This is a genomic window from Bradyrhizobium shewense (assembly GCF_900094605.1).
Classification (GTDB): domain Bacteria; phylum Pseudomonadota; class Alphaproteobacteria; order Rhizobiales; family Xanthobacteraceae; genus Bradyrhizobium; species Bradyrhizobium shewense.
On the sequence record NZ_FMAI01000003.1, the window covers coordinates 462,476 to 483,324 of the forward strand.

At 65.3% G+C, this 20,849-nt stretch carries 18 protein-coding genes and 1 other RNA gene; 6 read left to right on the forward strand and 13 right to left on the reverse strand.

The features are described from left to right. Positions 1-3: 3 nt before the first annotated feature. Complete coding sequence (locus GA0061098_RS09100; protein ID WP_091955991.1) at positions 4-3,159, forward strand: multidrug efflux RND transporter permease subunit; 3,156 nt, start codon at positions 4-6, stop codon at positions 3,157-3,159. A gap of 155 nt (positions 3,160-3,314) precedes the next feature. On the opposite strand, the gene GA0061098_RS09105 is transcribed toward GA0061098_RS09100, so the two are convergent. The 8 genes from GA0061098_RS09105 to tkt form a co-directional block, all read right to left on the reverse strand. Continuing rightward, on the reverse strand, positions 3,315-4,106 hold the full coding sequence (locus GA0061098_RS09105; RefSeq protein ID WP_038971383.1) for an inositol monophosphatase family protein: 792 nt from the start codon (positions 4,104-4,106) through the stop codon (positions 3,315-3,317). Between the two features lie 82 nt (positions 4,107-4,188). Continuing rightward, positions 4,189-5,262, reverse strand: coding sequence for a tetratricopeptide repeat protein (locus tag GA0061098_RS09110; protein ID WP_091955992.1), 1,074 nt, complete (start codon positions 5,260-5,262; stop codon positions 4,189-4,191). Between the two features lie 8 nt (positions 5,263-5,270). Then, positions 5,271-5,960, reverse strand: coding sequence for a thiamine phosphate synthase (locus tag GA0061098_RS09115; RefSeq protein WP_091955993.1), 690 nt, complete (start codon positions 5,958-5,960; stop codon positions 5,271-5,273). A 3-nt stretch (positions 5,961-5,963) separates the two neighbouring features. Continuing rightward, on the reverse strand, positions 5,964-6,989 hold the full coding sequence (locus tag GA0061098_RS09120) for a class I fructose-bisphosphate aldolase (RefSeq protein ID WP_091955994.1): 1,026 nt from the start codon (positions 6,987-6,989) through the stop codon (positions 5,964-5,966). Between the two features lie 276 nt (positions 6,990-7,265). After that, a complete protein-coding gene (gene fba / locus GA0061098_RS09125) occupies positions 7,266-8,333 on the reverse strand; it encodes a class II fructose-bisphosphate aldolase (protein WP_091955995.1) in 1,068 nt (355 codons plus the stop codon). A gap of 56 nt (positions 8,334-8,389) precedes the next feature. After that, positions 8,390-9,586 (reverse strand): phosphoglycerate kinase, encoded by a 1,197-nt coding sequence (locus GA0061098_RS09130; RefSeq protein WP_091955996.1) that lies wholly within the window; start codon positions 9,584-9,586, stop codon positions 8,390-8,392. Between the two features lie 133 nt (positions 9,587-9,719). Then, the gene (gene gap / locus GA0061098_RS09135) at positions 9,720-10,727 is read right to left on the reverse strand and encodes a type I glyceraldehyde-3-phosphate dehydrogenase (protein ID WP_091955997.1); all 1,008 of its coding nucleotides are present in this window, start codon (positions 10,725-10,727) and stop codon (positions 9,720-9,722) included. Positions 10,728-10,875: 148 nt separating this feature from the next. Next, positions 10,876-12,861 (reverse strand): transketolase, encoded by a 1,986-nt coding sequence (gene tkt / locus GA0061098_RS09140; protein WP_091955998.1) that lies wholly within the window; start codon positions 12,859-12,861, stop codon positions 10,876-10,878. Between the two features lie 383 nt (positions 12,862-13,244). Between tkt and GA0061098_RS09145 the strand changes: the two genes are divergently transcribed. From GA0061098_RS09145 to GA0061098_RS09165, 5 genes are all read left to right on the forward strand, one after another. Next, positions 13,245-13,565, forward strand: a complete 321-nt coding sequence (locus GA0061098_RS09145) for a DUF4164 domain-containing protein (RefSeq protein WP_201760155.1) — start codon at positions 13,245-13,247, stop codon at positions 13,563-13,565. Next, positions 13,562-13,945, forward strand: coding sequence for a cell division protein ZapA (locus GA0061098_RS09150; protein ID WP_018318702.1), 384 nt, complete (start codon positions 13,562-13,564; stop codon positions 13,943-13,945). The genes GA0061098_RS09145 and GA0061098_RS09150 overlap by 4 nt, the downstream gene beginning before the upstream one ends. Before the next feature lie 256 nt (positions 13,946-14,201). Further along, positions 14,202-14,362, forward strand: a non-coding RNA gene (ssrS, locus tag GA0061098_RS09155) — 6S RNA. 209 nt (positions 14,363-14,571) lie between these two features. Beyond that, a complete protein-coding gene (locus GA0061098_RS09160) occupies positions 14,572-15,168 on the forward strand; it encodes a 5-formyltetrahydrofolate cyclo-ligase (RefSeq protein ID WP_091955999.1) in 597 nt (198 codons plus the stop codon). Continuing rightward, on the forward strand, positions 15,146-15,970 hold the full coding sequence (locus tag GA0061098_RS09165; protein WP_165637249.1) for a TIGR00282 family metallophosphoesterase: 825 nt from the start codon (positions 15,146-15,148) through the stop codon (positions 15,968-15,970). The genes GA0061098_RS09160 and GA0061098_RS09165 overlap by 23 nt, the downstream gene beginning before the upstream one ends. A gap of 197 nt (positions 15,971-16,167) precedes the next feature. Here the strand turns inward: GA0061098_RS09165 and GA0061098_RS09170 are convergent, their stop codons facing one another. The 5 genes from GA0061098_RS09170 to GA0061098_RS09185 form a co-directional block, all read right to left on the reverse strand. Next, on the reverse strand, positions 16,168-17,511 hold the full coding sequence (locus tag GA0061098_RS09170) for a c-type cytochrome (protein ID WP_091956001.1): 1,344 nt from the start codon (positions 17,509-17,511) through the stop codon (positions 16,168-16,170). Further along, positions 17,508-19,676, reverse strand: a complete 2,169-nt coding sequence (locus GA0061098_RS09175; protein WP_165637250.1) for a xanthine dehydrogenase family protein molybdopterin-binding subunit — start codon at positions 19,674-19,676, stop codon at positions 17,508-17,510. The genes GA0061098_RS09170 and GA0061098_RS09175 overlap by 4 nt, the downstream gene beginning before the upstream one ends. 8 nt (positions 19,677-19,684) lie before the next feature. Further along, positions 19,685-20,149 carry a (2Fe-2S)-binding protein gene (locus tag GA0061098_RS09180; RefSeq protein ID WP_208610636.1) on the reverse strand — a complete coding sequence of 155 codons (465 nt, stop codon included), beginning with the start codon at positions 20,147-20,149 and terminating at the stop codon, positions 19,685-19,687. A 65-nt stretch (positions 20,150-20,214) separates the two neighbouring features. After that, entirely contained in the window at positions 20,215-20,391 is a 177-nt protein-coding gene (locus tag GA0061098_RS44820; protein WP_165637251.1) for a hypothetical protein, read from the reverse strand. Positions 20,392-20,602: 211 nt separating this feature from the next. Beyond that, a partial coding sequence (locus GA0061098_RS09185; protein ID WP_165637252.1) for a transposase occupies positions 20,603-20,849 on the reverse strand: 247 nt, incomplete at its 5' end.

Here is a 20,849-nt window from a genome sequence, read left to right on the forward strand (position 1 = left end):
GCCATGGCGAGTTTCTTCATCGACAGGCCAATCTTTGCCTGGGTGGTCGCGCTGTTCATCTGCTTGATCGGCGCGATTGCCGTGCCGCTGCTGCCGATCGCGCAATATCCGATCATCGCGCCGCCCTCGATCTCGATCTCGACCAGCTATCCCGGCGCCTCGCCCGAAAACCTCTACAACAGCGTCACGCGCCTGATCGAGGAGGAGCTCAACGGCGCCTCCGGCATCCTCAATTTCGAATCGACCAGCGACTCGCTCGGCCAGGTCGAGATCATCGCCAATTTCGTGCCCGGCACCGATACCAGCGCGGCCTCGGTCGAGGTGCAGAACCGCATCAAGCGGGTCGAGGCGCGCCTGCCGCGCGCGGTGATTCAGCAGGGTATCCTGATCGAGGAAGCCTCGAGCGCGGTGCTCCAGATCATCACGCTGAATTCGACCGACGGCAGCCTCGACGAGGTCGGGCTCGGCGACTTCATGATCCGCAACGTGCTCGGCGAAGTCCGCCGCATCCCCGGCGTCGGCCGCGCCACGCTCTATTCGACCGAGCGCTCGCTTCGCGTCTGGGTCGATCCGGCCAAGCTCGTCGGCTACGGGCTCACCGCCGACGACGTCAACAAGGCCATTGCCGCGCAGAACGCGCAGGTCGCTTCGGGCAGCATCGGCGCCGAGCCGTCGACCTCGAGCCAGCGCACCTCCTCGCTGGTGCTGGTCAAGGGCCAGCTCTCTTCCCCGGATGAATTCGGCGCCATCATCCTGCGCGCCAATGCCGACGGCTCGACCGTGCGCCTGCGCGACGTTGCGCGCATCGAGGTCGGCGGCCTCAGCTACCAGTTCAACACGCGCCTGAACGGCAAGCCGACCGCCGGTCTCTCGGTGCTGATGTCGCCGACCGGCAATGCGCTGGCCACGGCGAGCGCGGTCGAAGAGAAGATGAAGGAGCTGTCGCGGTTCTTCCCGGCCAACATCTCCTACGAGATTCCCTACAACATCACGCCGGTGGTCGAGGCCTCGATCAAGAAGGTGCTGATGACGCTGGTCGAAGCCGTGGTGCTGGTGTTCGTGGTGATGTTCCTGTTCCTGCAGAACATTCGCTACACCATCATCCCGACCATCGTGGTGCCGGTGGCGCTTCTGGGCGCCTGCACCACGCTGCTGCTCGCCGGCTATTCCATCAACATGCTCTCGATGTTCGGCATGGTGCTCGCGGTCGGCATCCTCGTCGACGACGCCATCGTCGTGGTCGAGAACGTCGAGCGCATCATGAGCGAGGAGGGGCTGCCGCCGAAGGAGGCGACACGCAAGGCGATGTCGCAGATATCGGGCGCCATCATCGGCATCACGCTGGTGCTGATGGCGGTGTTCGTGCCCATGGCGTTCTTCCCGGGCTCGGTCGGCATCATCTACCGCCAGTTCTCCGTGACCATGGTCGCTGCGATCGGCTTCTCCGCGTTCCTAGCGCTGTCGCTGACGCCGGCGCTGTGCGCGACCTTGCTCAAGCCCGTCGCGGCCGGCCACGGTCATGCGAAGCGGGGCGTGTTCGGCTGGTTCAACCGCGTTCTCGAAGGCGGCAAGGAAGGCTATTCCCGCACCGTCGGCCTCTCGCTGAAGCGGACCGGCCGCCTGATGCTGGTCTATGTCGCGCTGCTCGTCGGCCTGTCCTGGGCCTTCGTCAGCCTGCCGGGCGGCTTCCTGCCGATCGACGACCAGGGCTTCGTCACCACCGACGTGCAGACGCCGTCGGATTCGTCCTATCCCCGCACCGAGGCCGTGATCGAGAAGGTCGAGAAATATCTCGCCGAACGGCCGGGCGTGAAAGATGTCACCTTCCTCACCGGCTTCAGCTTCTCCGGCCAGGGCATGAACACCGCGCAGGCCTTCATCACGCTGAAGGACTGGTCGGAGCGTGGACCGAAGGACTCGGCCGCGGCGATCGTCAACGACATCAACCGCGATCTAGGGGCGTCGATCCGCGATGCCAAAATCTCCGCGCTGCAGCCGCCGCCGATCGATAATCTCGGCAACTCCTCGGGCTTTTCGTTCCGCCTCCAGGACCGCGGACAGAAAGGCTATCCGGCCTTGATGCGCGCCGCCGATCAGTTGATCGCGGAAGCCAACGCCAGTTCCGTGCTCCAGAAGGTCTATATCGAAGGCCTGCCCGAGGCCGGGGTGGTCAATCTCATGATCGACCGCGAGAAGGCCGGTGCCTTCGGCGTCACCTTCGAGGACATCAACAACACGATCTCGACCAATCTCGGTTCGAACTACATCAACGACTTCCCGAACCGCGGCCGCATGCAGCGCGTCGTGGTGCAGGCCGACGCCCGCGACCGCATGCGGACCGAGGACATCCTCAACTACAACGTCAAGAACAGCCGCGGTCAGCTGGTGCCGTTCTCGTCCTTTGCCACGGTGGAATGGGCGCGAGGCCCGACCCAGATCGCAGGCTTCAACTATTATCCGGCGGTGCGCATCTCCGGCGAGGCCAAGCCCGGCTTCACCTCGGGTGATGCGATCGCCGAGATGGAGCGCCTTGCCGGCAGGCTGCCGCGCGGCTTCGGTTACGAATGGACCGGGCAGTCGCTCCAGGAGAAGCTGTCGGGCTCGCAGGCGCCGTTCCTGCTCGGTCTGTCGGTGTTCGTGGTGTTCCTGTGCCTCGCCGCGCTCTACGAGAGCTGGACCATTCCGCTCGCGGTGCTGCTCACGGTGCCGCTCGGCATCGTCGGCGCGGTGATCGCGGCCATGCTGCGTGGCCTGCCCAACGACGTCTATTTCACCGTCGGCCTAATCACCATCATCGGCCTTGCGGCAAAGGACGCGATCCTGATCATCGAATTCGCCAAGGATCTGCGGAAAGAAGGCAAGCCGCTCGTCGAAGCCACCATCGAGGCCTGCCGCCTGCGCTTCCGCCCGATCCTGATGACGGGCCTCGCCTTCATCTGCGGCGTGCTGCCGATGGCCATCGCCCACGGCGCCGGCGGCGCCAGCCAGCAGGCGCTCGGCAGCATCGTGATGGGCGGCATGATCGCGGTGGTGATCCTGGCGCTCTTGATGGTGCCGGTGTTCTTCGTCTCGGTGCAGCGCGTGCTGGCGGGGGATCGGGAGCCGAAGGCGGCGAAGCAAGGTGAGGCGTACGGACCGCCGGCGCCGGTCAAGTCATAAGGCAAACTGTCATGCCCTGCCTGGTGCGCAATTGCGCACGGGGGCGGGGCATCCAGTACGCTGCGGCTTCTCCGTATCCCACTAGCGTCTCTGGATACTGGATCATCCGCCTTCGCGGATGATGACAGCGGAGTGATTGGCTCGCGCGTCTACTGCTACGCCGGCTTCCGCAAAATCTTCACCAATTCCCCGTGCACGTACTCATTCCCGCACACCACGTGCCCGGTGACCAGCGCATCGCCCGGCGTCGCGATGTCGCTCACGGTGCCGCCGGCTTCGCGCACCATCAGCATACCGGCGGCGATGTCCCAGGATTGCAGATTGCGCTCCCAATAGCCGTCGAGGCGGCCGGCGGCGACGAAGGCGAGGTCGAGCGAGGCGGCGCCGAAGCGGCGGAGGCCTGCGACGCGGTCCTGGATCGCGGTCATCTCGCGGCGGAATTCCTCGTGGTCGCCGCGGCCGATATGGGGCAGGCCGCAGGCCACCACGCATTCGTTGAGCTGGCGACGGCCGGCGACGCGCAGGCGCTGGTCGTTGAGGAAGGCGCCTTTGCCGCGCTCGGCGATGTAGAGCTCGTCATTGGCGGGGTTGTAGATCACGCCCGCAATGATCGTGCCCTCGCGCACGAGGCCGATCGAGATCGCGAATTGCGGGATGCCGTGCAGGAAGTTGGTGGTGCCGTCGAGCGGGTCGACGATCCAGGTGTGGCTCTTGTCGGAGCCCTCGCGCGTGCCGCCCTCCTCGCCGATGAAGCCGTAGCCGGGCCGCGCCTTGGCGAGGTCCTGGTAGAGGATCTCCTCGGCGCGCTTGTCGGCGAGCGAGACGAAATTGGCCGGCCCCTTCAGCGAGACCTGGAGATGCTCGATCTCGCCGAGATCGCGCTTGAGGCTGCGGCCAGCGCGGCGCGCAGCTTTGACCATGACGTTGATAGTGGCGGAATACAGCATGAGCTCTGGTCTTGTCGGGGGAAATGGCGGGAAATCGCGCCTGTTTGGGGATTGGGTGCCCTGCAAGGGCCCTCAGGTCAAGTCATTTGGTCCCGAGCCATTTTTTGGCGGCAGCCTCCGCCTTGGCCCGGTCCTCGGCCGGCAGGTCGGACAATTGCTTGTCGAGCTCCGGGTCGCCCTTGCCGGCGGTTTTGGCCACCAGGTGCCATTTGAAGCCCTCGACCTTGTCCACGGACGTGCCCACGCCGTTGATCAGCACCCACGCCAGCCGGTTCTGCGCGATCGCGCTGCCCTGGCGGGATGCCTTGCGGAGCAGGGCGACGGCAGCCGGCTGGTTCTTCGGGGTGCCGGTGCCGTTGAACATGGCGATGGCATATTCGACCTCGGCGTCGACATTGTCGGCGAGCGAGGCGGCCTGGAGCAGCCGCACCGACCGTTCCTGGTCCTTCGGCACGCCGGTGCCTTCCTTGTAGAAGGTCGCCAGCGCGTATTGCGCCTCGGGCAGGCCTGCATCGGCGGCCTGGCGTAGCAGCTCGGCCGAGCGCTTCACGTCCTGCGGCAGGGTCTGGCCGTCGAGATAGAGCAGCGCGAGGTTATAGGCCGCCCTGGGCTCGCCGAGCTTGGCGGCGGACGCCATCAGCTTGACCGCCTCGCTCTTGTCGATCGGGCCGCCGCGGCCCGAAATGCGCAGCATGGAGAGTGCGAACATCGCCTCGCGGTCGCCGGCATCGGCCGCGCGCTTGTACCATTCGGCTGCCTTGGCGTAGTCGCGCCGCATGCCCATGGCATTGGAATAGAGCTCGCCGAGCATGGTCATCGCCTTGGGATCGCCCGCTTGCGCGCGGGCGGTGGCGAGGTCGAATGCGGTCTTGTATTGACCGCGCTGATACGCGCCGAACACCAGATCGACGTTGGAATTGTCGGTGGAAGGCGCGGGGATCACGGTCGCCGGCTTGGGCGAGGAGGTCGGCTTGGGCGAGGCTGACGGCTTCGGCGCCGGCGCGGCCTCCTTCTTCTTGGTGATCGTGTGCGGCTTGGACTTTTGCTTTTCGGGGGCCGCGCTCGGCGTTGCAGCCGGCGGGGTGATCTGGAGCTGCGCGGCCGCGGGCACTGTGAGCAGCAATGTGGCCAGCATGGTGATGCAGGGAACCTTCATGTCGGGCGCTAGCCGTGCTCCTGACCCGCAGGATCCTGGCCCGCAAGCGCCATCGCATGGGCCTTCTTGATCGCAGCGTCGACCTCGATCAGCGCGGCCTTGGGCCCGCGCGGATCGGCCCAGACGAACTCGCCGACCAGCACGAAATCGGCGCCGCTGGCAGCGAAGTCGTGGGCTTCCTGCAGCGACATGGCAAAGCCGACGCAGGGCGGCTCGAACAGCTCGGCCCACCAGTCCAGCCGCTCCGCGATCGCCTGCGCCTGGGGACGCTGGCCTTTCGCATCGGGCTCGCCGAACAGCACGTAATCCGCTCCCATCTCGCCCGCATCCATGGAATGGTGCCGCGTCGTCAGCCCGCCAACCCCGGCGATGCGATCGGGCTTGAGCGATGGCAGCGCCTCTTTCAGCGCAGCGATGCCGGGGAGGTGGGCGCCGTCCGCGCCGCCGCGCGCGACCAGCTCGGCATGGTCCTCGACGAGCAGCGCGGCGCCCGCTTTCTGCACCGGCGGCGCGAGCGCCTTGATGCGCGAGATCATGGTGCGCTGGTCGGTCTCCTTCAGCCGCAGCAGCACGGCCGCGACGTCGGCGGCGGCGAGCAGACCCGGCAGCTCGGCGACGAGCGCAGCGGGATCATCGACGACGGGCGTCGCGAGATAGAGGCGCGGCGCCGGGCGCGGCGGAGGCGGTTTGTTCGACAAGATCTAGGCTGCCTTCTTTTCCAGGCTACTTTGCCATTCGCCCTTTGAGGCGAGGCCGTTCATTCGCGCGCGATGGCTGAAGGCGCGCTGTCCGGCCGCGACGTTCTCGGCCTTGCCGGACCAGGCTTTCTGCGGCGCGGCTTGCAGGGCGCGGCCGTAGGAGAAGGTCAGGCCCCAGGGCAGCGGACCGAGCTTGTGCATGGCGTTGAGATGCGCGGTCGCCTCTTCATCCGACTGGCCGCCGGAGAGGAAGGCGATGCCCGGCACGGCCGCGGGCACGCAAGCCCTGAGCAGCCGTATCGTCTTCTCGGCGACCTCCTCGATGGGGGCCTGCTTTGCGCATTTCTTGCCTGATATGGCCATGTTGGGCTTGAGCACCATGCCTTCGAGCGCGACGCGCTGCACACGCAATTCCTGGAACGTCTCGTTGAGCACGCGGGTCGTCACCTCATAGCAGCGGTCGATGTCGTGATCACCGTCCATCAGCACCTCGGGCTCGACGATCGGCACGATCTGTGCGGCCTGGCACAGCGCGGCATAGCGGGCCAGCGCATGGGCGTTGACGCTGATCGCGGTCATCGAGGGGATGCCGCTGCCGATGTCGATCACCGCGCGCCATTTTGCGAAGCGTGCGCCGCGCTCGTAGTACTTCTTCAACCGCTCCGCGAGCCTGTCGAGCCCGACCGTCACGAGCTCGCCGGGGCACATCGGCAGGGCCTGCGTGCCCTCGTCGACCTTGATGCCGGGAATGGCGCCGCTTTGTTCGATCAGCTTCACCAGCGGTGTGCCGTCCTTGGCATCCTGCCAGATCGTCTCGTCATAGAGGATCACGCCGGAAATATACTGGCTCATGGCCTCCGTGGAGCGGAACAGCATCTCGCGATAGTCGCGGCGGTTGCCTTCGGTCGAGTCCACGCCGATCGCGTCAAAACGCTTCTTGATGGTGCCGGAGGATTCGTCGGCGGCGAGGATACCCTTGCCTGATACGACCATGGCGGTCGCGATTCTGTTGAGCTCAGTCAGATTCATCGAGAGGTCCTCCCAAAACGATTCTGCCCTTGCCCGTGAAAATAGACCGTTCTCGGGCAATTGCCGAGTTAACGTTCGTCGCAGGGTAAAGGGGATTTCTGTCATTCCGGGATGCGCCGAAAGGCGCAGGCCCGGAATCCATAACCCAAGGCTGTGGTTATGGATTCCGGGCCTACGCGGAGCCTGCCATCGGGCCACGCATTCGCGCGGACCCGTTGGCGTGTCCCGGAAATGACCCGGGAATGGGCTTGAGCGGCTTACGCCGCCGCGCGATCGCTACGCGACGCGGGGGTCCAGCTCGCCCTTGGCGTAGCGCTTGGCCATCTCGGCGGTGGTCAGGACCTTCTTGATCTTGGAGGCCTGGCCGGCGGTGTTGAACTCCTGGAGCCGCTGCTTGCACAGCTTGGTCATGGCTTCCATCGCCGGCTTCAGATATTTGCGCGGATCGAACTCTTCCGGATTGTCCTTGAGCACTTTCCGAATCTGGCCGGTCATGGCCATGCGGTTGTCGGTGTCGATGTTGATCTTGCGCACGCCGTTCTTGATGCCGCGCTGGATCTCGGACACCGGCACGCCCCAGGTCGGCTTCATCTTGCCGCCATTGGCGTTGATGATCTCCTGCAGGTCCTGCGGCACCGAGGAGGAGCCGTGCATCACCAGATGCGTGTTCGGCAGCTTGCGGTGGATCTCCTCGATCACGTTCATGGCGAGAATGTCGCCGTCCGGCTTGCGGGTGAACTTGTAGGCGCCGTGCGAGGTCCCCATCGCAATCGCGAGCGCGTCGACCCTGGTCTCCTGGACGAACTTCACGGCCTCGTCCGGATTGGTCAGGAGCTGGTCGTGGCTGAGCTTGCCCTCGGCGCCGTGGCCGTCTTCCTTGTCGCCCATGCCGGTTTCGAGCGAGCCGAGCACGCCGAGCTCGCCCTCCACCGAGATGCCGCCGAGATGGGCCATGTCGGTCACGGTCTTGGTGACGCCGACATTGTAGCCCCAGTCGCCGGGGGTCTTGCCGTCGGCCTTGAGCGAGCCGTCCATCATCACCGAGGTGAAGCCGGCCTGGATCGCGGTCATGCAGGTCGCCGGCTCGTTGCCGTGGTCGAGATGCACGCAGACCGGAATGTGCGGATAGATCTCGGTGACCGCGTCCATCATGTGCTTGAGCATGACGTCGTTGGCGTAGGAGCGCGCACCGCGGGAGGCCTGGATGATGACCGGCGCATCGACCTGGTTGGCCGCGTCCATGATCGCCAGCGCCTGCTCCATATTGTTGATGTTGAAGGCCGGTACGCCGTAATCGTTCTCTGCCGCGTGGTCGAGCAATTGACGTAACGTGATCCGAGCCATCTGTCTTTTTCTCCCGTTGGGGCCTTGCGGGGCCGCTGATTACTCGCCGATCTGGCTTACTTGACGCGCAAAACCTCGACGCCGGGCAGGGGCTTGCCTTCCATCCATTCGAGGAACGCGCCACCGGCGGTCGAGACATAGGTGAAGTCACCGGCCACATGGGCCTGGTTGAGCGCCGCGACGGTGTCGCCGCCGCCTGCGATCGAGATCAGCTTCTTGGCCTTGGTGCGCTCGGCGGCGTGCCGGGCGGCCGCGACCGTGCCGCGGTCGAACGGCTGCATCTCGAACGCGCCGAGCGGTCCGTTCCAGACCAAGGTCGCCGCATCGTCGATCGCGGCGTGGACGCGGGCGATCGATTGCGGGCCGACATCGAGGATCATGCCGTCGGCCGGAATCGCATCGAGCCCGTAGGCATGCGACGGCGCGTTGGCGGCGAAATGATAGGCAACGGTGGCGTCGACAGGGAGGATGATGGCGCAGTTGGCGGCTTCCGCCTTCTCCATGATGCGCAGCGCGGTTGGCGCGAGATCCTTCTCGGCCAGCGACTTGCCGACGCCGACGCCCTGAGCGTGCAGGAAGGTGTTGGCCATGCCGCCGCCGATCACGAGCGCGTCGACCTTGCTGACGAGGTTTTCGAGCAGGTCGATCTTGGTCGAAACTTTTGCGCCGCCGATGATGGCGATAACAGGCTTGGTCGGCGAGCCCAGCGCCTTCTCCAGCGCGACGAGCTCGGCCTGCATGGTGCGGCCGGCATAGGCCGGCAGCTTGTGGCCGAGGCCTTCGGTCGTGGCGTGGGCGCGGTGCGCCGCCGAGAACGCGTCATTGACCCAGATGTCGCCGAGCTTTGCCAGCTCCGCGACGAAGGCCGGATCGTTCTTTTCCTCTTCCTTGTGGAAGCGGGTATTTTCCAGACACAGGATGTCGCCGTCGTTCAGGCTGGCTACGGCCTTGGCCGCGGGCTCCCCGATGCAGTCGTCGGCGAAAGCGACGGGCTTCTTCACCACCTTCGACAGCGCTTCAGCGACAGGCTTGAGCGAGTCCTTGGCGTCGCGCCCCTTCGGCCGGCCGAAATGCGCGAGCAGGATGACCTTGCCGCCCTTGTCCGAGATTTCGGTGATGGTCGGCGCGACGCGCTCGAGCCGGGTCGTGTCGCTGACGCGGCCATTGTCCATGGGCACGTTGAGATCGACGCGCAGCAGCACGCGCTTGCCCTTCACATCGACGTCGTCGAGGGTGCGGAATTTGTTGGTCATCGGACACTCTCTTGTCCCGGGCCTCTAGGAGGTCATTCCGGGGCGCGCGCAGCGCGAACCCGGAATCTCGAGATTCCGGGTCTGGTCCTTCGGACCATCCCGGAATGACGGTGCACTAGAACGCACCAGATCCTTAGATCACCTTCGCGATCGCGACGGCGGTGTCCGCCATGCGGTTCGAGAAGCCCCACTCGTTGTCGTACCAGGACATCACGCGCACCAGCGTGCCGTTCTGCACCTTGGTCTGGTCCTCGTGGAAGGTCGAGGAGTGCGGGTCGTGGTTGAAGTCGATCGAGACGTTCGGCGCGGTGGTGTAGCCGAGGATGCCCTTGAGCTGCTGCTCGCTGGCGCGCTTCATTGCCGCGTTGATTTCCTTGGCGTCGGTGGCGCGCTTGGCGATGATCTTGAGGTCGACGACCGAGACGTTCGGGGTCGGCACGCGGATCGCGACGCCGTCGAGCTTGCCCTTGAGCTCCGGCAGCACGAGGCCGATCGCCTTCGCAGCACCGGTCGAGGTCGGGATCATCGACATCGCAGCCGCGCGGCCGCGATAGAGATCCTTGTGCATCGTATCGAGCGTCGGCTGGTCGCCGGTATAGGCGTGGATGGTGGTCATGAAGCCGGTCTCGATGCCGACGAGATCGTTCAGCACCTTGGCAACCGGCGCCAGGCAGTTGGTGGTGCAGGAGCCGTTGGAGATGACCAGGTGCTCCTTGGTCAACGTCTCATGGTTGACGCCGTAGACGATGGTGGCGTCGGCGCCGTCGGCCGGCGCGGAGACCAGCACGCGCTTGGCACCGGCGGTCAGATGCGCGGACGCCTTGTCCTTCGAGGTGAAGATGCCGGTGCATTCCATCGCGATGTCGACGCCGAGATCCTTCCACGGCAGCTTCGAGGGATCGCGCTCGGCGGTCACCTTGATCTTGCCGCCACCGAGATTGATCGTATCGCCGTCGACGGTCACGGTGCCGGGGAAACGGCCATGGACGCTGTCGAAGCGGAGCAGATGGGCGTTGGTCTCGACCGGCCCGAGGTCATTGATGCCGACGACCTCGATGTCCTTGCGGCCGGACTCGGCGATAGCCCGCAGGATGTTGCGGCCGATGCGGCCAAAACCGTTAATTCCGACGCGGACTGCCATGTTTCGTCTCCTTCAATGACCGTTGTCATCCCGCACAACGCGCTATGCGCGCCTGCGAGGGTTTTTTAGGGGCGGGCGCCCGGTTCGGCCGGGCGGTGCTTGATCATATGAGAGATTACGTAGTCCTTTTTTGCGGCAAGCTCAACTCTCAGCTAACGCGCTTCAGCACAGCGTTAACTGCAGCCTCGGCGGTAATGCCGAAATGCTTGTAAAGCTCCTTTGCAGGGCCGCTTTCGCCGAACGAATGCATGCCGATAAATTCGCCATCCTGGCCGATCACGGCATCCCAACCCCAGCGCACGGCGGCCTCGATCGCGACCTTGACCGGTGCGTTGCCGATGATCGCGGCGCGCTTGGCCTCTGGTTGCGCTAACAACAGCTCGAGCGAGGGAACGGAGACAACGCGCGACGCGATGCCGCGTTCCGCGAGCTGCTTCTGGGCGGCGACCGCGATCTCGACCTCGGAGCCGGAGGCGAACAGCGTCGCCTTGGCTTCGCCCTGGGCTGCGACCAGCTCATAGGCGCCCTGTGCGCAGGGATTGTCGTTCGGTGCGGTGGTGCGCAGCTGCGGCAGGTTCTGGCGCGTCAGCGCCAGCACGGTCGGGCCGTCGATGCGGTTGAGCGCGAGCTCCCAGCACTCGGCGACCTCCATGGAATCGCACGGGCGGAACACGCGCATGTTCGGAATGGCGCGAAGCGCGGCGAGATGCTCGACCGGCTGATGGGTCGGGCCGTCTTCGCCGAGGCCGATGGAATCGTGCGTCATCACGTAGACGACGCCGGAGCCCATCAGCGCGGCAAGGCGCATCGCGGGACGTGCATAGTCGGTGAACACCAGGAAGGTCGCGCCGTTCGGCGCGAAGCCGCCATGCAGGAAAATGCCGTTCATCGCCGCGGCCATGCCGTGCTCGCGGATGCCGTAATGGATGAAGCGGCCCTTCGGCGTCTTCGCCGAGAACGCGGTCGCCGATTTCGCCTTGTTGTTGTTGGAGCCGGTGAGGTCTGCCGAGCCTGCGAGGAATTCCATCGGCATGGCGCCGGCGATGACTTCGATCACGGCTTCCGAGGATTTGCGGGTGGCCGCGATCATCGGCTTTTCCAGCAATTCCTTCTTGTACGCGCGCACGGCCTTTGCGAGCGAGGCCGGACGCTCATGGCGCAGGCGGCGCTCGAACTCGGCGCGCTTGCGGCTGCCGAGCTCACCGAGCCGGCCCTCCCATTCCTGGCGCGCCGCAGCGCCGCGGCTGCCGGCTGCACGCCACGCCTTCAGCGCGTCGTCTGCGACCGCGAACGGCTCGAGCGAGATGCCGAGATTTTCCTTGGCGGCCTTGAGCTCCTCGGCCCCTAACGCCTCGCCATGCACCTTCGAGGTGCCCTGCTTGTGCGGCGCGCCGAAACCGATGGTGGTGCGGCAGGCGATCAGCGTCGGCTTGCCGGATTTCTTCGCGCGCGTGATGGCGTCGGCAATCGCCGCCTGATCGTGGCCGTCGATCCTCTCGGCGGCCCAGCCCGCCGACTTGAAGCGCTTCACCTGGTCGACGGAATCGGAGATCGAGGTCGGGCCGTCGATCGAGATGCCGTTGTCGTCGTAGAGCACGATCATCTTGTTGAGCTTCCAGTGCCCGGCCATCGCGATCGCTTCCTGCGACACGCCTTCCATCAGGTCGCCGTCGGAGGCGAGCACATAGGTGTGGTGATCGACGATCTTCTTGCCGAATTCGGCCGCGAGCATCTTCTCGGCGAGCGCCATGCCGACCGCGGTCGAGATGCCCTGGCCGAGCGGGCCCGTCGTGGTCTCGATGCCGTTGGTGCGGAAATTCTCGGGATGTCCAGGGGTGAGCGAGTCGACCTGGCGGAACTGCTTGATCTGGTCCAGCGTCATCTCGGAATTGCCGGTCAAATACAGCAGCGAATAGAGCAGCATCGAGCCGTGGCCGGCCGAGAGCACGAAGCGGTCGCGGTCGGGCCAGGCGGGCGCGGCGGCGTCGAATTTCAGGAATTGCGTGAACAGCACCGTGGCGATGTCGGCGGCACCCATCGGCAGGCCGGGATGACCCGATTTCGCCTTCTCGACGGCGTCCATCGAAAGGCCGCGGATCGCGTTGGCCATACGGGTGTGATCGACCTGCGTCATGTCTGAAATCCGTCTGAAATGAGGCGCTTGGAGGCGGTGTACGCCCGCGCGGGAGGAGCCTGGCGGCCACTGAAGGTCGGGGCTGGGATAGCACCTCGGTTCCGGGAGTCCAAGGCAATCAAACGCCGATTCGGCCGTAAAAGTTGCCTGCGGCAGCTTCGAAAGTGGAGCTCCGTTTCGAGGTGATCGCGCAGGCAGGAACCCACGGGTCGGGACGATCCACTCCTGATCTAGCAGTGCATAGTTTCGCGGCGGCGTTGCGCTTGGCTAGCTTGCCACGTAAATTTCTGCTTCTAACCGCTTGCCGAACCGAGTCTTTTGCCGGACGGCACGCCCCAGGAAAAGGCCACTGGGCAAAGGCCACAGGTTCCGCCGCTGACTACATGAACGATCGCGTGTCCAACAGTGCCGCCATGACGGAGTCCTCCGCGGTCGAGATCGAGATCGCGACCCGCAGGCTGATGTCGGCGCTCGACGCGCTCGAAAGCGCGGTTGAGCGTCGGCGCGACGCCGATCGCGACGAGAACGAGCTTGCGGCACGAATCCAGGCACTGGGCGCGGATCGCTCGCGGCTCGCCGACGAGCTCGACGGCGCGCTGGTGAAGGCGCGCAAGCTCGAGCGCACCAATCGCGAGATTACCGACCGGCTGGATTCCGCGATCGTCACGATACGCTCGGTGCTCGATACCGGAGAGGACGGATGAGCCACATCAACGTCACCATCAATGGCCGGCAATACCGCATGGCCTGCGAGGAGGGCCAGGAGGTGCGGCTGCTCAAGCTCGCGGAAAGCCTGGAGACGCGGATCCAGTCGCTGCGCGGAAAATTCGGCGAGATCGGCGATGCGCGCCTCACCGTGATGGCGGCGCTGACCGTCTGCGACGAGCTGGTCGATGCCGGCAACCGTGTCCGCACCATGGAGCAGGAGCTGACCGAGCTCAGGGACTTCCGCAACGCCGCCGTCGAGCGCGCCCGGATGACGCAGACCGCGGTGGTGAATGCCCTGAACGCGGCAGCCGAACGCATCGAGAAGTCGACCCAGGTCCTGAACCGGACGGTGGGCAACGGCATCGCGATCGGGTAGGGGCCACCCTCCCCTGGAGGGGTCCGGGACGAGCGAAGCTCGCCCGTGGGTCGATCGCGCGCAGCGCGAGCGGGGTGGGTGATCTCTCCACTCGGGCAGTGTTCGGCGTGGAGAGACCGTCACCCCACCCCGGCTCACATTTCGCTTCGCTCAATGTAAGCCACCCTCCCCCTCTAGGGGGGTGGCACCGCGAGGGCCGCCAATGCGAACCAGCATCGGGCTGGCGATTCGTAAGTATCGTTGTTACATTGCGCGGGCGAGGCTGCGACGCGCGTCAGGAGCCATATATCCCCGGGGCCTTATCGATCCTTTAGGGAACTGTCCCTGGCCGGGCCCGTGGGCCCGGACATATGGTGCCCACCTACTTTCGTAGGGAACTCCGGGATCGAGTGCTTCAACGGCGTACGCGGCTTCGCACTTTTGTTTGCAATGCGTTCTTGTCGAATGGCCGTCTACGACAAACCGGCAGTGTCATGCCCCGCCGAGTGCGCAATTGCGCACGGGGGGCGGGGCATCCAGTACGCCGCGGCGTCGATGTCTGATCACTGGCGTCTCTGGGATACTGGATCACCCGCCTTCGCGGGTGATGACAGCGGAGCAAGGCTCCGCATTCGGAGCAAGCGCGCATGCCCAATTCGAAAGCCGAACTCCGTGCCAAGGCCCTCGCGGCACGCGACGCGCTCAGCGAGAAGAAGCGCAGCGCTGCCGCCGCAAAGCTCGCCAAGCGCGGACTGCCGTTCCAGCTTCTGCCCGGCAGCATCGTCTCCGGCTATTCGCCGATCCGCAGCGAGATCGATCCAATGCCGTTGCTGAAGAAGCTCGCCGAACAGGGCGCAAAGCTGGCGCTGCCTTGCGTCACCGCGCGCGGCCAGTCGCTGATCTTCCGCATCTTCCACCCGAACGATCGCTTGATGCTCGGCCCGCTCGGCATTCCCGAGCCGTCGCCGGCCGCAAGCGAAGTCATCCCGGATATCATGCTGACGCCGCTGGCGGCGTTCGATCGTCTTGGCCATCGCATCGGCTATGGCGCGGGGCATTACGACTTCACCTTCGCGCATTTGCGCAAGGCCAAGAACATCGTCGGCATCGGGCTCGCTTTTGCGGCGCAGGAGATCAAGGCGGTTCCGGCACTATCCCACGACGTCGCGCTGGATTATGTGCTAACGGAATCGGACGTGTTCGATTTCCGGAGTTCTGAAGTTGCGCATTCTCTTCGTGGGTGACGTCGTCGGCCGTGCAGGACGCACGGCCATCGCCGACTATCTGCCCGGCATGGTCAAGGACTGGTCACTCGATTTCGTCGTCGTCAACGGCGAGAATTCCGCCGGCGGCTTCGGCATCACGGAAGCGATCTACCAGGAGTTTCTCGACGCCGGCGCCGACGCGGTCACGCTCGGCAACCATTCCTGGGACCAGCGTGAAGCCCTTGTGTTCATCGAGCGCGCCGAGCGCCTGGTGCGTCCGGCGAACTATCCGCGCGGCACGCCCGGCCGCGGCGCAGCCCTGGTCGAGACCAAGAACGGCAAGCACGCGCTCGTCGTCAACGCTTTGGGCCGCGTCTTCATGACCCCGTTCGACGATCCCTTCGCAGCACTGGAGCGCGAGCTCGGGGCCTGTCCGCTCGGCGTTGCCGCCGATGCCGTCGTCGTCGACTTCCATTGCGAGGCGAGCAGCGAGAAGCAGGGCATCGGCTTCTTCTGCGACGGCCGCGCCAGCCTCGTCGTCGGCACGCACACCCATGTGCCGACCGCCGACCACCAGATCCTCACGGGCGGCACCGCCTACATGACCGACGCCGGCATGACCGGCGATTACGATTCCATCATCGGCATGCAGAAGGAAGAGCCACTGCGCAGGTTCACGTCGGGGATTCCGTCGGGACGTTTCGAGCCGGCGGCGGGCGCAGCGACGCTGAGCGGCGTCGCCGTGGAAACCGATGATGCAACGGGCCTCGCGCTCAAGATTGCGCCGGTGCGTGTCGGCGGAAGGCTGGAGCCGGCGACGCCGCGGTTCTGGTTGAGTTAGCAGAGCCGCGTCAACCTCGGTGTCGTCCCCGCGAACGCGGGGACCCATAACCCCACGGAGTAGTATGGGGCAAAGCTCCCACTCCGAGTCCTCGTCAAACTACTCCCTGTGGGTATGGATCCCGGATCTGCGCTTCGCTTGTCCGGGACGACGGCGGAGATTGACGCGCGCGATTGCGCATCAATCTCGCCGGCGCATCAATCCGCCGTCTGCTCCCGCATCTCCGCGATATCCTTCCCCGTCAGCTTCGAGCCCTTCGCCCCAAACCGCCCGGTGACGTAATTCGCCACCGCCGCGATCTCGTCGTCGGTGTAGGCGCTGCCGAACGCCGGCATCGACAGCGCGCCAGCTGGCGTGTGGCGCTTCGTGCCTGACAGCACGATCTGCGCGACGTTGGTGGCGGCGGGGTCGTTGACGGCCCAGGTGCCGGTCAGCGTTGCCATCGGCGACACCGGGCTCTCGCCGCTCCAGCCGTGACAGCTGGTGCAGGCGCTGGCGAACACCTTCTTGCCGCGTGCGTCCGCCGTGACGCCGTCCTTGTGCGAGGCGGGGGCGACGGGCGCCGTGGTGGCGGGCAGGTCAGGCGAGGGCACCGGCGGCACGCTGCGCAGATAAGCAACGATGCTGCTGATGTCCTCCGGGGCGAACTGGCTAAAACTGTGGTCGACGGCTTCACCCATCGGGCCCGATGCCGAGCCGTGGCCCGGCGCGTGGCCGAGCGACAGATAGGAGATCAGATCCTGGTCGCTCCAATTGCCGAGACCCGTCGCCTTGTCGGAGGAGATGTTGAAGGCGCGCCAGCCCGCCGTGATCGCGCCGGCGAACCTCTTGCGGTTATCCAGCGCAAAACCGAGATTGCGCGGGGTGTGGCATTCGCCGCAATGCGCCAGCGCTTCGACAAGATACGCGCCTCTGTTCCATTCCGGGCTCTTCGACGTATCAGGCGCAAAGCGCGTGTCCGGATTGAACACGGCCGACCAGACAATCATCGCCCAGCGCTGGTTGAACGGGAACGACAGCGTATTCTCCGGCGCCTTCGCGCGCACCGGCGGCAGGCTGAACAGATAGGCCTTCACCGCCAGCACGTCCTCGTCCGTCATGTAGGTGTAGGACGTGTACGGCATCGCCGGATAGAGCCGCGCGCCGTCGCGACGCTGGCCGTGCTGGACCGCATTCAGAAAATCCTGGTCGCTGTAATTGCCGATGCCGGTGTCCTTGTCCGGGGTGACGTTGGTCGAATAAAGCGTGCCGAACGGCAGCTTGAACGCGAGCCCGCCGGAATAGTCCTTCTCGCCCGGCTTGGTGTGGCAGACCATGCAGTCGGCCGCCTTGGCGAGATATTCGCCGCGCTCGACCAAGCTTGCCTTCTCCAGCTTGGCGGGCACGCCGGTCGGCTTGCCTGCGCGGTAATCCGCCAACGCCACTTTCGTGCCGCCGGCGAAGTCGAGCGGGCCGGGCCCGCGAATGATCCAGACGCCGAGCCCTGCTGCGACGATGGCAATCGCAGCGACGCTTGTGAGGATACGCATCTTGCCGCTCATGCCTTCTTCCCCGCAGCCAGGAGTTTTCGGTCAATGGGCAGGCGCCGTAGCGCCACGCCGGTTGCGGCAAGAATCGCGTTGCGCAGCGCCGGCGGTCCGGCGTTGACGCCGGCCTCGCCGATGCCGCCGGGCGCTTCGCCGCTCTTGACGACGATCACCTCGATCTTCGGCGTCTCGTTGATGCGCATCATGCGGTAGTCGTGGAAGTTCGATTGCTGCACGCGGCCCTTCTCGATGGTGATCTCGCCATAGAGCGCGGCGGTGAGGCCGAAGATCAGCCCGCCCTCGATCTGCGCCTTCACCGTGTCGGGGTTGACTGCAATGCCGGTGTCGACCACCGAGGTGATGCGGCGGAGCACGATCTCGCCGATGTCGTCGATCTCGGCCTCCACTACGGTCGCGATGAAGCTCGCGAATGACGGCTGCACGCAGACGCCGCGGCCGACGCGCGGAGGCAGCGGTTGACCCCAGTCGGATTTCTCCGCGACCTGGTTGAGCACCGCGAGCATGCGCGGGTTCTTGGTCAGCATGGACTTTCGGAACTCGATCGGGTCCTTGCCCGCCTTGCGCGCGAGCTCGTCCATCGCGCATTCGACCGCGAACACGTTGTTGTTGGGGCCGACGCCGCGCCAGAAGCCTGTCGGCACCGACAGCGGCTCGGCGCGGACATATTCAACGTGGAAATTGGCGAAGTCGTAGGGTGCATCGACCGCGGCATCGATCGCGTCGATGTCGATGCCCTTCTGGAAGGCCGGCGGCAACCAGCGCGCCAGCACGGCGGAGCCGGCGATCTTGTACTTCCACCCCGCGACCTTGCCGTCGACCAGCGATGCCGTGATCTGGTCGCGATAGACCGGACGGTAGACATCGTGCTGGATGTCCTCCTCGCGGGTCCACACCACCTTCACCGGGTAGTCGACCTGTTTTGCGATCTTCACCGCCGCGATCACCATGTCGGGCTCGAGCTTGCGGCCGAACCCGCCGCCGAGCAGATGATTGTTGACGATCACCTTGTCGACCGGAAGCCCAGCGGCCTTCGCCGCCTCCGATTGCACGCGCGTCATGATCTGCGTGCCGGTCCAGATCTCGCAGGAGTCGGGCTTCACGTGCACGGTGGCATTGATGGGCTCCATCGATGCATGCGCCAGGAACGGCAGCTCGTAGGCCGCCTCGAACTTGTCGCCACTCGCCAGCGCCTTGGTGATGTCGCCGTCGGATTTGGCGACCGCGCCGTCCTTCTGGCTAGCCTTGCGCAGATCGTCCCAGACATCCTTCGTGGTGATCGCAGCGTTGGGTCCCTCGTTCCACTCGATCTTGAGCGCTTCGAGGCCCTTCTTGGCCGCCCACATGTGATCGCCGATCACGGCGACCATGTCGTCGAGCACCACGACCTTGCGCACGCCGGGGAGCTTCACCGCGGCGCTGTCGTCGATCTTGCCGACCTTGCCGCCGAACACGGGGCAGGCGGCGACCGTCGCGAACTTCATGCCGGGCAGGATCGCGTCGATGCCGTAGACGGCCTTGCCGTTGACCTTGTCGGGCGTGTCGAGCCGCTTCAGCGGCTGGCCGATGATGACGAAGTCCTTGGGGTCCTTCAGCACGACATCCTTCGGCGGGGTCTGTCCCTGGGCAGCGAGCGCCAGCGCGCCGTAAGCGAGCTTGCGGCCGCTCGCTTCATGCGCGACCTCGCCCTTCGATGCCGTGCAGCTCGCGGGCTCGACGCCCCATTGGGCGGCCGCGGCCTGCACCAGCATCGCGCGCGCGGTGGCGCCGGCCTTGCGCAGCGGCGTCCACCAGGCGCGGATCGAATTGGAATTGCCCGTGACTTGCAGGCCGAAGGTCGGATTGCCGTAAAGCTTGTCGTTGGGCGGAGCGTGCTGCACCTCGACCTTGCTCCAGTCGGCATCCAACTCTTCGGCGAGCACCGCCGAGATCGAGGTATAGGTGCCCTGGCCCATCTCGACCTGCGGCATCATCAGCACGGTGCGGCCGGTCTCGTCGATGCGGATGAAGGCGTTGGGCGCGAATTTGCCCTCGGTTGCATCGCGCGGCTGCACCGGTTCGTTGACCGCGGCGCGCAGCGGCAGATGGAAGGCGAGCAGGAAACCGGTGGCGAGACCGCCGGTCAGCAACGCGCGGCGGGAGACGCTGTGATGTGCATTCATGGTGGACCTCAGGACTGACGGCCGTTGGCGGCCTGCTTGACGGCCTCGCGGATGCGGACATAGGTGCCGCAGCGGCAGATGTTGCCGGCCATCGCGGCGTCGATGTCGGAATCGTCAGGCCTGGGCGTAGCGGCCAGCAATGCGGCGGCCGACATGATCTGGCCGGACTGGCAATAGCCGCACTGGATCACTTCGAGATCGAGCCAGGCCTTCTGCACCTTCGCGCCCGCAGGCGTGCTGCCGACATGTTCGATCGTGGTGATGGCGCGGTTCTCGACCGCGCTGACCGGCAGGACGCAGGAGCGCACCGCCTTGCCGTCGACATGCACCGTGCAGGCACCGCATTGCGCGATGCCGCAGCCGAACTTGGTGCCGGTCATTCCGAGGATGTCGCGCAGCACCCACAGCAGCGGCATTTCAGGCGGCGCATCGAACGATTTCGTTTCGCCGTTGATGGTGAGAACAGTTGCCATATGCATCCCCTTGCTCGCTCGAACGCTTGCGGCGATCTAGTCAGCGAATTCGCGCGCGACAATAATCATACCGATACGAAACGATGAAGCGTCGCAATCTCCGGCAATGCATATTTGCGCTGCTGACGCGTCAGCCCATGACGTTCACGAATTTGTGCGGCGCTCGCTGCCAGCGTTTTGGGCTGATTGATATGATAATCGTCATGTTTTGACGCATTTTCGGCGCACGTCTCGTCGATCACCGCAGATTGTCGTGCGGATGCGCAAAATCATGCGATGACGAAATACGTGCGATTGGGAAAGTCGTGGCTGAGAGTACGGCCGAAATCGTTGTGCCTTCTCCCCTTGTGGGCCTGTTGCGTTATCGGCTTTTGAAGTTGAGGACGGTAGGAGAAGGGCCGTGGTTACGGCAATTGCCAGCCAAGTCTGTAGTGGTCGCCCTCGGCGGGCGGCTCAGGCCGCGATCGTGGCCCACCGCCTCATGTTGAAGGCGATCGAGGCGAGCAGGATCTGCCCGCTTGCCTTCATCAGACCAACGTAGCGGATGCAAGTCAGTCGCATGCGGCGTTTGAGAGTGGCGAAGGTGGTCTCAACCTGGGCTCGTCGGCGCGCGATGAGGCGGTTGTAGCGTTTGAGCCTTGGCGGCAGTTCCGGATGATGTCTGTTGGGACGGAACGCGATGCGGGGCTTTTTGCCTTCT

Bases quoted from the DNA above. Each gene is read 5' to 3' on its own strand.
- GA0061098_RS09145 (WP_201760155.1), top strand. From the start codon at position 13,245: ATGAACGATCGCGTGTCCAACAGTGCCGCCATGACGGAGTCCTCCGCG.
- GA0061098_RS09100 (WP_091955991.1), top strand. From the start codon at position 4: ATGGCGAGTTTCTTCATCGACAGGCCAATCTTTGCCTGGGTGGTCGCG.
- GA0061098_RS09150 (WP_018318702.1), top strand. From the start codon at position 13,562: ATGAGCCACATCAACGTCACCATCAATGGCCGGCAATACCGCATGGCC.
- GA0061098_RS09175 (WP_165637250.1), bottom strand. From the start codon at position 19,676: ATGAATGCACATCACAGCGTCTCCCGCCGCGCGTTGCTGACCGGCGGT.
- GA0061098_RS09180 (WP_208610636.1), bottom strand. From the start codon at position 20,149: ATGGCAACTGTTCTCACCATCAACGGCGAAACGAAATCGTTCGATGCG.
- GA0061098_RS09160 (WP_091955999.1), top strand. From the start codon at position 14,572: ATGCCCAATTCGAAAGCCGAACTCCGTGCCAAGGCCCTCGCGGCACGC.
- gap (WP_091955997.1), bottom strand. From the start codon at position 10,727: ATGGCAGTCCGCGTCGGAATTAACGGTTTTGGCCGCATCGGCCGCAAC.
- GA0061098_RS09120 (WP_091955994.1), bottom strand. From the start codon at position 6,989: ATGAATCTGACTGAGCTCAACAGAATCGCGACCGCCATGGTCGTATCA.
- tkt (WP_091955998.1), bottom strand. From the start codon at position 12,861: ATGACGCAGGTCGATCACACCCGTATGGCCAACGCGATCCGCGGCCTT.
- fba (WP_091955995.1), bottom strand. From the start codon at position 8,333: ATGGCTCGGATCACGTTACGTCAATTGCTCGACCACGCGGCAGAGAAC.
- GA0061098_RS09105 (WP_038971383.1), bottom strand. From the start codon at position 4,106: ATGCTGTATTCCGCCACTATCAACGTCATGGTCAAAGCTGCGCGCCGC.
- GA0061098_RS09130 (WP_091955996.1), bottom strand. From the start codon at position 9,586: ATGACCAACAAATTCCGCACCCTCGACGACGTCGATGTGAAGGGCAAG.
- GA0061098_RS09110 (WP_091955992.1), bottom strand. From the start codon at position 5,262: ATGAAGGTTCCCTGCATCACCATGCTGGCCACATTGCTGCTCACAGTG.
- GA0061098_RS09170 (WP_091956001.1), bottom strand. From the start codon at position 17,511: ATGAGCGGCAAGATGCGTATCCTCACAAGCGTCGCTGCGATTGCCATC.